This is a genomic window from Ruegeria sp. CK3, from assembly GCF_056536565.1.
Genome location: NZ_JBQFPV010000005.1, coordinates 284,894 through 298,563, shown reverse-complemented (window position 1 = coordinate 298,563; position 13,670 = coordinate 284,894). Strand labels below are relative to the sequence as shown.

The window sequence follows — 13,670 nt, the reverse complement described above, 5'->3', positions numbered from 1 at the left end:
TTTGGATTACTTAGCGAAGCCGGAGTGAGAAATGTCATTTCCTGCTGTTTGACGTATGTCGGCAGAGGGTTTCTGGGGAAAATTCGCTCTGGTCTCATTCCGATCATTGGTTGGATTTTGTCCAAACGGTCACCTCTCGAGGACAGACTGGACGAACATCAAATATCAAATATCAGAGTCCCGGCGCATACCAAATCGGAGAGGTATAAGCTCGCTCTTGGTGGACCATCACAGCGTCTTCAGGCAACTCGAGGTTGCCATAGAAAGCTTCGTCATAAGCTAGCCATGTCGGCGTCGGGATTTCAAGAACGCGGACGTAGTAGTAGGCACGATGAGCTGGGTCGAACTCAGGATCCACCCAATGAGCACCAAGAGCAGCGGAACCAATGGTGTTTGTATAGTCCGCGCCGCTAACAGTGTCCCCTACGGGTGGAAGAATGCCGTCGGCGTTGGGCACCCGGTCTCCAGCCCAAGCGGCGTCGAAAACCTTCGTCTGGGGTTCGCCATTCGCATCCACCCAACCCTTAACGATTTGAATCCGGTCCAGGTTCGCCCCGTCGGGGTCGCGGAGAGCACGAACCATAAATCTGGGTGCAGAACCTTCAGGTCCGTCAAAAAGATCAGCGCCCATAGGGACGCCACGGGCATATCCTTCGGCTGCGAAGTCGGGCCGATGAACCTCCTCTGGTTCAAAGTCCCATCCAGCAAAAACACGCACGGTCATTCGTGGACCGGTTGTGGCATAGACTTCCTTACGCTTAAACGCATCCAAGATAGCTTCTCGAGTATTCTCTCTCGCCCAAGCAGCAGCGAGACCTGAGGCGATGGTCTCGTAGTGTTTGACCGTGATTTCGTCGCCAAGGAAATCTGGCTGGATAAGGTTCTCAGAAATGCGGTCTTCAATTGCGCTTGGCTCTGCCATCGACGCCTTGCCGAAGTAGTTGTCTTCCCGTGCCGTCGCGAGCGACGTGTGACTGTCTGTCGAACCAATCATGCCGAACTTGAACGGGTTAACGCCGATCTCTTCCTCGTATTTCAATCCCCTCGCCAAAGCGTCCCGGGCATATTCGCGCGGCAGCATCTCCGGTGTCTTGAGTTCGGTTCCAAAGTTCCCGCGATCCCAAGTACCGTAATCGGCGAATTCGTCATTGGGTGAGAGCATTGGATGCGCCTCACCATCGCCTTTGATCTGAGTGACCTCATACAGTGGTTCCCACCGCATTCGCCTTTCGGCATAAGCAGCATCCAAAGGTTCGCCATTTGCACGCGCGTCGTCGAACATCAGGCCGTTAGAGAGGTTCCCGTTGTGTGGAAAGGCCATGACCTTACCACCCGTCCGCGCCTCGTACGCCTCCATCCAGTCCCACAGGTCCTCGGGATCCGAGCTGTCATAGTTGGAGAATGGGACGATGTCCGCGACCTTGTCGGCACCGTCACGGAACATAACGACCCGGTGGAGGTTGTTTGCATTGGTAACTGACGTCCACTCAAAGCCATTCAAGGCCGTAAACACACCGGGCTCGTTGTAGTGCTCAGCGGTGTCGACAATACGGTTGTAAAAGGTCCGCGTCAGGTCGTCGTCATCCAGAGGATCGGTGTTGACCATCATAGACTCGCCCCAAAGCACTTAGGCTGCCAATGGATCGCCCGCCTTCACCAGATCATGGACCTGACGACCCCAGGAGTTGGCTAAAAGCTGTGGATTCGACTCCGAAATCATGGGAGCTAGACCAAGATTTTCGGCGTGGTCAGCTACAACAAGAAAGTCGAGTGGTCGCACGAGTTGAGCGTAATCGCCAAGCGAAGCTCGAACCTTCTCGCCACGAGCGAAGCGGAACGCTTCATCTGGCCCGAGGGCATTGCCGACCATTCCTGCATCCGTTGAATAGGACGTGTGCAGATGAGTGTCACCCCAGAATACCCGGTTGGGAAAGGACTGGTCGACAAATGGCGAGTAATGCTGCGCTCCAAGCCGTACGCCCTCCGGATCAATCGCAATGTCGCCTACATAGGACTGCGCCAACCCCGCGCCAGTCACAAGGGCACTCAAACTCACTCCAGCAACCAACTGCTTCATCGAACCCTCCCGTAACGCCGCGAAATCTGCGCAAGCGTAACACACTTTCAGGTGGCTGGTTTGACTTGGATCACGAAAAGATTGCCCTAATGAGGTTGAATGACAGCTTTGGGTTCGATGCTGACGATTCCAAAATTTGACTGAACGGTTGCAAACCTATTTTGGTCAAAAAAGGAGATAGCAAATGAATAAAGGGATATATTTCGGGTTTGCCGTTTTGAATTCGGCTCGCAGCCCACCTCCTCAGCCTCCTTTGACGACCGACGAGAACGCTCAAAATGCCATCCTAATCAACACGAGTGGGCTGACTTGCTATAAGTCTAGCTGCCCGGAAATTACACGGGGCAGCGTACGTGTGGTCGGATTCAAAATAGCACGAATACACAAGGGAATCGGTGTCAGCGACGGAACCGTCACGCTGGAAGAATTCCAGCAGATGCGCCAATCAGCATTGCTGGCAGGCGGACCTGGTTCTGGCAATCGATAAGCGGAAGAGAGGCCGAGGAATGTTCAACGATGATGTTCTCGCAAGATGCCCAGAATGTGGATCTCCCGACACCGTGATTACTGGAGAGAAAGCTGCGTGCAATACCTGTGGCTTTGAAGAGTTTTTTCTGCCCGAAGAGAGTGTCAGCGATGGAATGCAAGAGGTCGTGGCGAACGCACAAAGGATGGCGCGCATCAGGGACGTTCTGCAGAGATGGGATTTCGCCGGTTAGTTGCTTAACCCGGACGCAATAGACTTGATCGACACACCGCTCAATTGACTATGCAGGCCCGTTCTAAAGTCGGGGAATGGACCTCAGCCTCCTCAAGGCTGGGTTCTGTCAGACGAATTCTAGCCAGTCTTAATTTGCTGCCGAAACCTTGAACCTATCCGGAACACAGTTGACGCCACTCGGCAAGAGCGGCGGTGCGTGTCAGCTTGAAGGTGTCCCGGCTGGTGAGCGATCTTTCCTGGTTGAATTGATTGTAGACGGCAGAATGGACGGAAGCGAATTTCTGTAAACTTCGCATGCGCCTGAAACGCTGCATCGCGCGTTCTCTTCGTCGGAAAGGCAGGTGCGAATTCTCGACGCGGTTGTTGGGCCACCTGCCCGTCTGCTGTTTTTCGGTAGCTCCAGGCTCTCAGAGAGCCGCCCGATACGATGCGAAGCGATCCGTGACGACGGTTTCTGCCTTACCGTGTCGCTTCACCAACTTCTTGAGGAATTTCATAACCGCGCGTGTCACGGTTCGATGCGCTGCGGACCGCGCAGACTAAAATGAGTCACACCAAAACACTGGAGCAAACGGATCAATACACGGAACCATTCTTGGCAGACTCGGCTTTCCATTATTCGCAAGAAAGCATTCGCCCGATAAGATGGCACCGATTCCGGGTTCTTCCTTCTGCATCGATTGCGTCCATCGACCAGTTACCATCTGCTTCCAAGGATAACAGTAAGAAACCGAAGTCGCTATTGCTCACGACGACACTTGCCAAGCTGCCAGCAACTTCAACGTCGGTAGCAATATCTGTAGGCATAGGATCGAGCTGCGTTCCTCCGTTACCGCTTATTCCCTGCACTGGACCGTCTAGTAAATCAATCGCCTGAAACGCATGGATGTGGCCTGACAAAATAAGGTTGACTGTTTCTGGAATGACCCCGCTGAGCGCCGCCCGCTGTGTGTCATCACCATCAATCAGTTCCCCGAAGGCGTGCATGTTTACCCATAGTGGTCGATGCGTGAGAAACCAAGCCTCACCGCTGGTTTTGCCAAACATGGTTCTGGCCATGCGTCCATAGACTTCTACCAGGTCAGTGCTGCTGTGTGGTGCCGGGCCAGCCGAGGAATCAAACGAAATCAGATCAAGACCATCAATCGAAGCAATCCACGGCAAGGTTACAACGGGACAACTTGATGGAACGGACCCGGTTTCGAAATACCGGAACCACCCTTTGTCGCCGCGTCCACAGTTTTCGTGATTGCCCCTCAGGAAGACAAACGGGGCGCGCCTGACCAGACTGTCCGCCGGGTCCAGCCAATCTACTGACCAAGATGTGAAGGTATCACCAAATGGAGATCCGCCGCACTTTTCTGCATCCGGGCATTCCGATGCTCGATACACGTAGTCACCAACATGGATGACCAAATCCGGTGATCTGGATGCAATTTCCTCTAGGATGGCATTCAACGGCCAAGCAATTGGATCCTTGCAGTTTTGTACTCTAACACCGCGAATTCGGCACCCAGTATCCCCGATCACAGCAATTCGTTGTACGTTTGGCTTGAGCGTTGGCAGCGGGTTTCCATCAAGCATTATTTTCTGAGCCAGTTTTGGCGCGCGGTATTCGCAAACCAGATGAGGAAACTGGTCCTGTGGCATCGCTCGCTTCCTCATCGCAACAGCCTGACCATCGATTTGCAACAAGGGGCAGTCAGGCGAGGCAGTGATTGCTCTCACAATGATTTTATCGTCCGGTCCGAGTTGGACCCATTGATGCAACACGTCAGCTTTGGAAGAAAAAACCGTAAAACACAGCCATACCCATGCCACGAAAACAAGTGAAGCGATTCTGGTCAACATGCCGGCCCCTTTTCGGAAAATGATACAAGCTTACTTGAACGTAGAGGCCGCTCAGTTTTCAATGAACAATCATCACAAATTCAAAAACCCTAAAATTCCCGCTCCTGAGATTCCTGTAGTCGCAACATGGCTAAGGCGCGTACGGCGTACAAGCTGGGTGCGCAAACTGTATTCGCGGCCCGGAAACAGACAAGCTGGGGGGCGCTATTACAACTGCGCTGGGCTAGCTTTTCAATTAACCTGTGCTGTCTCGTTCAAGTACCGCGCTATAGGTTACACCACTATGCAAGCTACGGAAATCAGCATAGATTTTGCCGTTTTCGAAAGTGGCATCGACGAGTCCGTTGACGCGATGTGTAGTATTGCCGCGGCTCTCAAGCATAGAGATGTCTCCGGAGCCATCCATTTTTAATGAGCCAGTTACTTGAGCTTCATTCCAACGTTCCGAACCAATGCGGCTCCAACTGCTCGTGCCCCAGAATACGTTGTCTTCATGTTCCCGAATCTCAAGTATCCACTCGGACTGATTAAAACGAGGGGCACCATCGCTGTTTTCATTTGGCAACCCAACAACAGTGTGAGTACTACTCCATACTCCGCGTAAGTCGGGTGTTTCATCTGCAACGGCATTTGCCGCCATGGCTATTGAACCGCAAAAAGCAAGTGAACCTGCACCAGCAGCATTGCGCATAAACTTGGATGTGATCATTTTGATCTCCTATGAAAATGCATTGCTATTTGTTTCGGAAGCGATCAACGAAGACCGAATAGACCTTACTGCGCGGGCATTGTTCTCTCACAATCAAACGCAGTTCGAACATTTTCAAAGATCGAGAAGGTAAGGATCTATTTGCTCGGTGTATTCCGCTGCTTTTTCCGGGTTAGCCCGTAAAATAGTGGCGATAGAGGATCTCATGCATGTCACGTCGACAGTAGCCAAGATCCAAGAGTTCGCGCTCAGACATCATGTCGATTTCGCGCTTTTTCCTTTTATACTCAGCTTTCTTTTCACGCTTTGCTTTTCTTTCCTCGGCAGAAGAAAAGAGGTTAGAAAAGATAACGTTATTAGAAGTATATTCGGCATATGCCATTGTTAAACCCTCCTTTGAACTAATCATTTCGTCTAAGGATTAGATTGGGCCTCTCGCTAAACATCGCATTTAACAATGATTAACGTAGCTTAATGCTAGGGTCAGGGCCCATAGATTTCCGTTTTGCGGCGTGTTTTACGGTTCAGCAACGAGCGGTGAACATGTCTGATCTCCTCTGGCTTACTGATGCGCAAATGGTGCGTCTGGAGCCCTTCTTCCCTAAGCCCCACAGTAAGCCGCGCGTCGATGACAGGCGTGTGTTGAGCGGGCTTATCTTCATCAATAGCAATGGGTTGCGGTGGCGGGATGCCCCTGCTGCCTATTAACCGCACAAGACGCTTTACAATCTGATGGAAAAGGTGGAGCGACAAGGGCATCTTCGCGCGAATGATGGCTGGCCTGGCCGCTGAGCACGGCGAACGGAAGACTGTGATGATCGACGCGACCTATCTGAAGACTCACCGGACAGCGACCAGCATCGGCGTCAAAAGGGGGGCGTGGACGCCTGGTTGACCGAACCAAGGGCGGCATGAACACCAAACTGCAGGCCATCTGCGACAGTCAGGAACGCCCGCTGAACCTGGTTATAGCCGCAGAACAGGTCAGCGACTACATCGGTGCTCGGGCTCTGTTCAGCCGCATACCGAATGTCGATTGGCTACTCGGAGATCGCGGATACAACCCCGTTTGGTTCCGAGAAGCGTTGCAAGACAAAGAGATACGCACTTGTATCGTTGTCTGAAGCAGGTCAAGATGATTGTGAAGTACGACAAGCGCCGATACAAATGCCGCAACCGGATCGAGATCATGTTTGGCAGGCTCAAGGATTGGCGCCGCGTGACAACCCGCTACTACAGTTGACCGAAGGGTTTCCTCTCAGCAATCGCCCTTGCAGCTCTCGTCATCTATTGGCTATGAGTCCTGTCCCTAGAAGTCTTGTTCGAACCTCAGTTAGGTGTGGCCGTTTTGTCGTTAAGAGATGTGCGGCAGACCTTCATGCGGCAGGGTGGCGCATGGCTTTGGTTCTCTGAAACCCGATTTCCCTCAATTTGTGATGAAAGTCTTACGAGACAAATCTCTTGCGCTCCATCTGTCACAAAAACCACTGACGACGGACCATCACGTCTATGAAGGCGCTTCAAAACAGACAAAGACAATCAGTATGGAAAAAAACATTAGTGGAGCGAAACGCTTGAATTGATAGAGCTTGCTTCGTGGGTCCGCAGCGGACCAAAGCGGTGCAAAGGCAGCCATTGCTACAATTCCGTTGCGCCTTTTTGACTTCTCTTGTCGGTTTTTGTTTTGTTGAAACTTCGTTGCTTCGTCAGCGATCTGAAAATCGTAGTTGTCTTTCATTTTCTACTCCTCGTGGTTAAAGGGGAGTTAGAGGTTAACAATCGATTTCCACAGTTGACTGAAAAAAGCGGCAATCTGGCACACTTAGCCGAACGGATACCAGGTTGAAGTATCCGCATAGCTGTCGCGGCTAGTTGTCGGAGCTACGGCCAATTTAGGCTCTATGCAGACCTTTGCCGCAAAGAGGTTCGATGTCGGCTATGCGGACTAAGTAAACCTTAGCAGGCCGATATTGAAAGACAGCTTTGCAATGAAGGCCGGTGGTGGGTCGGCTACTCGTATTGTACAATCATAGACAGAAAGTCTTCGTCGCTTGTTACAACTGTATGGTGACCCTTGCCGTGCTTGTCTTCCATATGCCAAACGTCGCCTGGTCCAATATCCCTGAAGTCGCCATCGCTCGCGGTCACTCGTACCGCGCCAGAAAGACAAATGAGCTTTTGAGCGACAGGTGTAGGATGAATTGGTTCATCCCAACCTTTCTTGAGCCTCAAAAACATGGTTTGCGTAGCCGCCTCGGGCTTTGAAATCTCAATTGCTTTCGCAGGCGGCGCGAATGTTTGCTCCTCAAATTCAACTTCGATATCTTTCCAATGGCTTTCGCCTTGGGCGTCTGAGTACAATTTTATGAATTTCACTTTTTTGCCCTTCCTATTTGAATTGCCTAAAAAACAAACCCCGGACTTTGTGACGAAAAGCAGCAAAACTCAAATTGGGCTCTGATGCTGACGATCGCCTGAATACTGAGAGCGAATGCGCAAAAGAATTTGCGATCTCATTGTTAGAGAATTGAGAGTTCGAAGACAAACCGAATGACACGAGCCTCCGGCTGTAACAAGATGGTGGCGGAGGTTTATGGTATGGCGGATGTTTTCGACCGCATTGCAGATTGGCTGCAAAAGCTGGCCTTTTTTGATGCTGATCTTGGTGGACTAGTCGAGCAGTTAAGTAACAGGCTGATCGATGGTGGCGTGCCGGTCACGCGTGTTTCCTTGGGCCGCCTTATGATGCACCCTGTAATCGGATTGCTCGATGCAACGTGGGATGCTTCGAACCATCGTATTGAATGGACTGTTCTTCCACGCAGCTCAGTAACGGCTGATCTCTTTGATAAAGCACCCTTCGGAGAGAATTCGAAATTGGCCAATGAGATTGCCAAACAGCACTTTAGTAAGGAAGTATGGGACTTAGCCGACGGACTTTCGAACGGAACAATCAAGTTTCCTTTCATGCGTGCAAATCTGACTGACCAAGCGACCCGCGACAAATTTCCGCTATTCCGAAAACTCGCTCAAGCAGGTGTCACCGATTATGTCGTATTCAGTGCGCCATTCGGCAATCGTACTGTTGTCTTTGACGGAGAGATGGAGTGGGCTTTGGGCGCGTCTGTTTCTTTTGCTACAAAGCGTCGTGCTGGCTTCACGGACCGTGAGATAGATGGTCTGTCGCGGCTATCTTTACCTTTGCTTGGTGCAGCGCGTGTATTGTCGGAGCAGTTCTTGGCAGCAGAATTGATGGAGGTCTATCTAGGCAAAGTGTCCGGTCGATCTGTACTTAACGGTCAAATAGCCCGTGGAGATATCAGCAGAATTGACTGTGCTCTCTTGTTCAGTGATATGCGCGGCTCAACGGCTTTGAGCCAGCGCTTGTCATCGGAAAAATATGTCGCGACGGTTAACCAATTCTTCGATTGTGTTGGTGGGGCGGTACACGATCACGGCGGAGAGATTCTCAAATTCGTTGGTGATGGGTTGCTTGCGATCTTTCCTTTTGATGGTCAACGAAGACTACCTGAGGACATGTGCGAAGCAGCCCTGTCCGCAGCGCGTGAAGCGTTTCAAAGGAATGAAGAACTTGATCCATCAGACCGTGCTGAATTTGGCGTTGGTTTGCACACGGGCGCCGCTGTCTACGGGAATGTTGGCACCGAAAGGCGCTTGGATTTTACGGTAACTGGCACATCAGTCGCGATTGTCAGCAGGTTAGAAGGCCTGACGCGAAAACTGGAGGCGCGGCTTTTGGCAACGGGCGATTTTGTGAACTTGGTATCTGACGAGCCACAAAAATTGGGGCGGCATTCTTTGCGGGGTTTTGATGAAGACTTAGAGGTCTTTTCTTTTGCAATCACCACGTAGCGCTCAATTGCAATAGGCTTTTGGCAAACACTCGTTGCGGCGCGTTTTGAGGCGCGGGCACTAGATTGTCAACGGTTTGCGTTGGGCTCAAAACTGACCTTAAGCACTGTGTTCGAATGCCACGATTGCAACCCGCTTTCCAGACATTCGTCACGGATACGCAATCTTACGCTTTTTTGGCGCTAGATGGCGCGCGCGTCAGTTGGAATGAATTCAGCTATGCGATGTTTCGACTTCGTAAGCCTCGATCATCTCGTATCCTGTTCGAAAAAAGAACTTCTTCGAGACAAGATTGGCTATTCCATAACGTTCGAGTTCTCCCTCTATCGATGGTTCGGCGAAGAGAAACACGACCTTAGTGCCACGATCATGGAGTGTTTGAATGGTTGCTTTCAGAACACTCCCCGCGGTGTAATCTATGTCGTCAATTGCAGAAGCGTCGATACAGAACCAGTGGGTCTTTTCTTCGATCGCGGCGATGACATCGACAACCTCATTCGCAAATCGCTGCGCGTTTGCATAGTACATCCCGTGTGAAAAGCGGTAAACAATGAGCCCAGGTTCGAATTGCTCGGGTTTGTCGAGTGGTCGTGCCAGCCATTCCCCGTCTGGCATTTTGGTGATGATGGAATTCTTGGGCCGATATCCTTTACGCGTATGATCGATCAGCGAAAGAACCATCGCAAAAATGATGCCTTGTTCGACTCCGGTGGCTACGACCACCGCGGCCGTGCCCATTGCTATCCCGAACTCAGTAGGCGCTTGAACGAAGATTTCTCGCAATCCGCGCAGGTCTATCAGCTTCAGACCAATCAGGAATACGACGGCGGACAGCACAGCCTCAGGCAAGAACGCAAGAGGCTGTGTAAGGAACAAGAGAACAAACAACACGACCAGCGCCGTAGTCAATTGGGCTATCTGGCTTTGGCCTCCGGCACCGGCAACCATCTCGGTCTTGGTCGGGCTTCCATTGACGACAAAAGTCGCGCTGAATGCCGCGCCAATATTGGCAATACCAAGCCCGACAAGATCGGTATCTTCGTTGAACTTTTCCCCGTAGCGCGCAGCATAGGCGCGAGATGTCGCAGCACTCTGCGCCAGGATGACGACAAGTATCGCCAGCGCTGTGGGGAGCAGCTGTTTGAATGTCGTCCAGTTCCAGTCAACCTGCGGGATAGAGAGTGAAGGCAAACCGCTCGGCACGGGGCCTAGCAAGGCAATCCCGCTTCGTTCAAAATCAAAATACCAACTTAGTCCGATGATCCCGATGACAGCAATCAATGGCCCTGGCACCTTTGGGGACAGGCGTTTCGCTCCGATCACAATGACCAAAACTGCGGTTGCAATCAAAAATGTCGCCCAACTGATCTGACTGATGTTCTGATAAGCGCTTGAGAGTTTCTGGATCGTGCCATGACCGCTCGTTTCAACGCCTAAAATCCCAGGTAACTCGCCTAAGGCGACCTGAATACCAACACCGGTCAAAAAGCCGACCAGAACCGTTCTTGACAGGAAATCGGCCAGAAACCCCAAACCGACGACTCTGGCCGCGATCAAGAGAATACCTGCCATCAGCGCCAAAAGCGAAGCAAGCGCCATGTATTCAGACGAACCACTTGCAGCCATACCAGCCAAGGCTGATGCAGTGATGGCAGCGGTCGCCGAGTCTGCGCCGACGACAAGGTGACGTGAAGATCCGAATATCGCGAAAAGCGTCATTGGAATCATAATTGTATAGAGCCCGGTAATGACCGGTGTCCCCGCAATTTTCGTATAGCCCATGACCTCGGGAATCGCGAGACACGCGAAGGTCACTCCGGCAAGGATTTCGGCGGGAAGCTTGGCTGGAACAATAGGCAGAACCCCCTGCAGAACCGGAAGGGATGATCCGTGAGAATGAGACGTTTTGTCAGACATTCAAATGTTGCACTTTCGGGTTAGCCCGCACGTCGCAGCAGAAGCTATTTCTCGTGATCGCACTGGCGTTTTTCGGATGCATGGAACTTTTTGCAGATTTCCTCGAATTTGCAACGTCCGGTTTCTGCGTTTTTCTCACGTTCTACAAACGTGATGATGCTCGGCAGCGAATTGGGACTTTTTCCCGAGCAACAGACGTTCGCTGCAACTTGTTTGAACGTCAGTTTTGCGGAGAAAGCCGTTATTCGGTGCAACCCGCCCAATGACGGTTGCATCAATCAAATCGGACATTCGCCCTAAAAACATAGGCTAGCGGGAGCACCTCATGCCAATCGTTGTGGCACCCGCGCCGCGCTGCTCCATTGCCGTGGCGACTGGCCGTACATCCGTTTAAACTCGCGACTGAATTGAGAGGAACTTTGATAGCCCACGTCCCAGGCTGCCTCCGACACGGTCTTCCCTTCGGCAATCTTCATGGCGGCGTTGTTTAGCCGCATGGATTTCACGAACTGTATCGGAGACATTGTTGTGGCTTCTTTGAACCGCCTGTGGAATACCGCGCGGCTCATGCCAACGTGGTCGGCCATTTCGTCGATGGTTACTTGTTCTTTAAGGTGGTTCGACAGGTAGTCGATTGTGCGCGCAATTTCGTTGCCGACGCCAAAGGCCCTTCTTGCAGCGGCACCGGCCTCGCCCATGAGCACCGCGTAACACAACTCGCGCATACGCCCCTGTCCAAGCACCTCCAGATCAACTGGATTTTCGAGCAACTCGATAAGCCGCAGCAGTGCCTGCGTGAAACCAAAGTCCCAGGACGCCAACGCTAAAGCTGACGGTGTACCAGCCAACGATTGTCTGTTGCCGCCTGCGGTGGTCTCAATCTCCATGGTGAGCGCGCGCATTATTCGTGGATCCAAAGCGATCACGACGCCGAGCAGAGGCGTCGCTTTGGAAGCCTGTGGCGTACCAGCCTCCACCGGTAAGGTCATTGGGCACAGAAGGTATTTGTCGCTGCCATAGACATGATGGTTACCGTCCAACACTGCTTCCTTGGTGCCACTGAGAATCGCAACCACTGTGGGCTCGTAAACTGCAGGGACGCACGGCATGGCCTCAGTTACCCGAAAGAGCTGGACGCCCTTCAATGCGGTATCGACAAGGCCTGCCTCGGACAGATGGTGCTCAATCAGGTCTTTGATCTGTTCTTTGCTCATACACTCTAGCTGACAGAGGGTTTTCATCTTTGCAATGTAGTTGAGACGATTGGGCAAGTAATCGAGAGGATATGGCCTGTTTTAGCGCCATACCGGGTTCTATTTGTTTCCTAAAGCAAAAACACCTCATAACGCCAGTTTGGGCTGGCAGGAGACAGAAAATGGCTGATACGACATTTGGACCCAAAGGTTGGATGCCAGAGCACCTCGCCGACCAGTCAGGCAAGACCTACATCATCACCGGCGCCAACGCAGGCGCAGGCTTTCAAGCCTCGCGCATTCTTCTGAAAAAGAACGCCAAAGTTGTGATGCTGAATCGCTCGACCGAGAAATCCGAGGCGGCAATCGCAGAGTTGAAACGGGAGTTCGGTGCGAAAACCGATGTGAGCTTCATTCGTATGGACCTGTACATCCTGGACAGCGTGCGCGCCGCCGCCGAAGTGGTCCTTAAAACCGTGCCCCGCATCGACGCATTGATCAACAACGCGGCTATCGCGCAAGTGCCGACACGCAAGCTGACCGTTGATGGGTTTGAAAGTCAGCTTGGGACCAACCATTACGGGCATTTTCTGTTGGATGGCCTGCTTTTTGACCGCATCACGACAAGCAAAGGCCGGATCGTGGTCGTTGCCAGCCTCGGCTACAATATGGGTCTCAAGACCATCAAGTTCGACGACATGAACTGGGACGAGGGTTATGGCGCAAACACCGCCTATTCGCAGAGCAAGCTGGCGCAGATGATGTTCGCCTACGAATTGCAGGACCGGCTGGCCGATGCGGGGCGCAAAGATGTCAAGGTCTACGTCTGTCATCCGGGCTCGTCGGCGACGTCTCTGATCACAACAAGCGGCAGCCGCACGATGCGTTTCATCTGGTGGCTGATGACCAAAACGCCCATGGTTCAGACTGCGGAACAAGGCGCATACCCTGAGGTTATGTGCGCGACCGAAGAGGCACTGACCATGCAACGCGCACTCTACGGTCCAACGGGCCGCATGGAAGCGGTTGGCCCAGTCGGCAAGGGTACATTGAACGCTCACGCTCATGACAAAGCAGTCATGACGCGGCTCTGGGAGGTGTCCGAAAAAGCCGTCGGGTTTGAGTGGAAACTCTAACCAACTGATTGAAGTTGGCTGCTAAAGCACCAGTTCGGAGAGCGGACATTGGTGCGCTGTACAGCATCGGGGAGGTTTGGGCTCGATCCAGACTTTCTCTACTCAGTGCACCAATGGCCGCTCCGGCACGAGAGTGCTATTCCGCCGCAGCCGTAAGCGTCTCACAAATATTTTCTATTTGTCTCACCCCACC

Annotated in this window: 11 protein-coding genes and 3 pseudogenes; 5 read left to right on the top strand and 9 right to left on the bottom strand. The window is 52.3% G+C overall.

From position 1 onward, the window contains the following. Positions 1–172 precede the first annotated feature (172 nt). Positions 173–2,077 (bottom strand): annotated as a pseudogene (locus ACR0C3_RS09125) (DUF3604 domain-containing protein). 184 nt (positions 2,078–2,261) lie between these two features. On the opposite strand from ACR0C3_RS09125, the gene ACR0C3_RS09120 reads away from it, so the two are divergent. After that, positions 2,262–2,564: a hypothetical protein gene (locus tag ACR0C3_RS09120; RefSeq protein ID WP_480758133.1), complete on the top strand. Its 303-nt coding sequence runs from the start codon at positions 2,262–2,264 to the stop codon at positions 2,562–2,564. A gap of 19 nt (positions 2,565–2,583) precedes the next feature. Then, on the top strand, positions 2,584–2,796 hold the full coding sequence (locus tag ACR0C3_RS09115; RefSeq protein ID WP_480758132.1) for a hypothetical protein: 213 nt from the start codon (positions 2,584–2,586) through the stop codon (positions 2,794–2,796). Positions 2,797–2,950: 154 nt separating this feature from the next. Here ACR0C3_RS09115 and ACR0C3_RS09110 read toward each other — a convergent pair. The 4 genes and pseudogenes from ACR0C3_RS09110 to ACR0C3_RS09095 form a co-directional block, all read right to left on the bottom strand. After that, positions 2,951–3,301 (bottom strand): annotated as a pseudogene (locus ACR0C3_RS09110) (DDE-type integrase/transposase/recombinase); the annotation flags it as partial. 112 nt (positions 3,302–3,413) lie between these two features. After that, positions 3,414–4,649 carry a metallophosphoesterase family protein gene (locus tag ACR0C3_RS09105; RefSeq protein WP_480758131.1) on the bottom strand — a complete coding sequence of 412 codons (1,236 nt, stop codon included), beginning with the start codon at positions 4,647–4,649 and terminating at the stop codon, positions 3,414–3,416. A 235-nt stretch (positions 4,650–4,884) separates the two neighbouring features. After that, positions 4,885–5,358, bottom strand: a complete 474-nt coding sequence (locus ACR0C3_RS09100) for a hypothetical protein (protein ID WP_480758130.1) — start codon at positions 5,356–5,358, stop codon at positions 4,885–4,887. A 172-nt stretch (positions 5,359–5,530) separates the two neighbouring features. Next, entirely contained in the window at positions 5,531–5,740 is a 210-nt protein-coding gene (locus ACR0C3_RS09095; RefSeq protein ID WP_480758129.1) for a hypothetical protein, read from the bottom strand. A gap of 161 nt (positions 5,741–5,901) precedes the next feature. On the opposite strand from ACR0C3_RS09095, the pseudogene ACR0C3_RS09090 reads away from it, so the two are divergent. Further along, positions 5,902–6,601: pseudogene (locus ACR0C3_RS09090) on the top strand (IS5 family transposase). 264 nt (positions 6,602–6,865) lie between these two features. Here the strand turns inward: ACR0C3_RS09090 and ACR0C3_RS09085 are convergent. Together ACR0C3_RS09085 and ACR0C3_RS09080 are read right to left on the bottom strand one after the other, a co-directional pair. Beyond that, positions 6,866–7,096: a hypothetical protein gene (locus tag ACR0C3_RS09085; protein WP_480758128.1), complete on the bottom strand. Its 231-nt coding sequence runs from the start codon at positions 7,094–7,096 to the stop codon at positions 6,866–6,868. Between the two features lie 272 nt (positions 7,097–7,368). Next, positions 7,369–7,734 (bottom strand): cupin domain-containing protein, encoded by a 366-nt coding sequence (locus tag ACR0C3_RS09080; RefSeq protein ID WP_480758127.1) that lies wholly within the window; start codon positions 7,732–7,734, stop codon positions 7,369–7,371. Between the two features lie 174 nt (positions 7,735–7,908). On the opposite strand from ACR0C3_RS09080, the gene ACR0C3_RS09075 reads away from it, so the two are divergent. Beyond that, the gene (locus ACR0C3_RS09075; protein ID WP_480758126.1) at positions 7,909–9,231 is read left to right on the top strand and encodes an adenylate/guanylate cyclase domain-containing protein; all 1,323 of its coding nucleotides are present in this window, start codon (positions 7,909–7,911) and stop codon (positions 9,229–9,231) included. A gap of 213 nt (positions 9,232–9,444) precedes the next feature. Here the strand turns inward: ACR0C3_RS09075 and ACR0C3_RS09070 are convergent, their stop codons facing one another. Beyond that, entirely contained in the window at positions 9,445–11,148 is a 1,704-nt protein-coding gene (locus tag ACR0C3_RS09070; protein WP_480758125.1) for a SulP family inorganic anion transporter, read from the bottom strand. Positions 11,149–11,471: 323 nt separating this feature from the next. Next, a complete protein-coding gene (locus ACR0C3_RS09065) occupies positions 11,472–12,362 on the bottom strand; it encodes an AraC family transcriptional regulator (protein ID WP_480758124.1) in 891 nt (296 codons plus the stop codon). Between the two features lie 161 nt (positions 12,363–12,523). Here ACR0C3_RS09065 and ACR0C3_RS09060 point away from each other — a divergent pair, with 161 nt between their 5' ends. Continuing rightward, positions 12,524–13,477 (top strand): SDR family oxidoreductase, encoded by a 954-nt coding sequence (locus ACR0C3_RS09060; protein ID WP_480758123.1) that lies wholly within the window; start codon positions 12,524–12,526, stop codon positions 13,475–13,477. Positions 13,478–13,670 lie beyond the last annotated feature (193 nt).

Coding starts and splice junctions, on each gene's coding strand:
- ACR0C3_RS09120 (WP_480758133.1), top strand. CDS start 2,262: ATGAATAAAGGGATATATTTCGGGTTTGCCGTTTTGAATTCGGCTCGC.
- ACR0C3_RS09115 (WP_480758132.1), top strand. CDS start 2,584: ATGTTCAACGATGATGTTCTCGCAAGATGCCCAGAATGTGGATCTCCC.
- ACR0C3_RS09105 (WP_480758131.1), bottom strand. CDS start 4,649: ATGTTGACCAGAATCGCTTCACTTGTTTTCGTGGCATGGGTATGGCTG.
- ACR0C3_RS09100 (WP_480758130.1), bottom strand. CDS start 5,358: ATGATCACATCCAAGTTTATGCGCAATGCTGCTGGTGCAGGTTCACTT.
- ACR0C3_RS09095 (WP_480758129.1), bottom strand. CDS start 5,740: ATGGCATATGCCGAATATACTTCTAATAACGTTATCTTTTCTAACCTC.
- ACR0C3_RS09085 (WP_480758128.1), bottom strand. CDS start 7,096: ATGAAAGACAACTACGATTTTCAGATCGCTGACGAAGCAACGAAGTTT.
- ACR0C3_RS09075 (WP_480758126.1), top strand. CDS start 7,909: ATGACACGAGCCTCCGGCTGTAACAAGATGGTGGCGGAGGTTTATGGT.
- ACR0C3_RS09070 (WP_480758125.1), bottom strand. CDS start 11,148: ATGTCTGACAAAACGTCTCATTCTCACGGATCATCCCTTCCGGTTCTG.
- ACR0C3_RS09065 (WP_480758124.1), bottom strand. CDS start 12,362: ATGAGCAAAGAACAGATCAAAGACCTGATTGAGCACCATCTGTCCGAG.
- ACR0C3_RS09060 (WP_480758123.1), top strand. CDS start 12,524: ATGGCTGATACGACATTTGGACCCAAAGGTTGGATGCCAGAGCACCTC.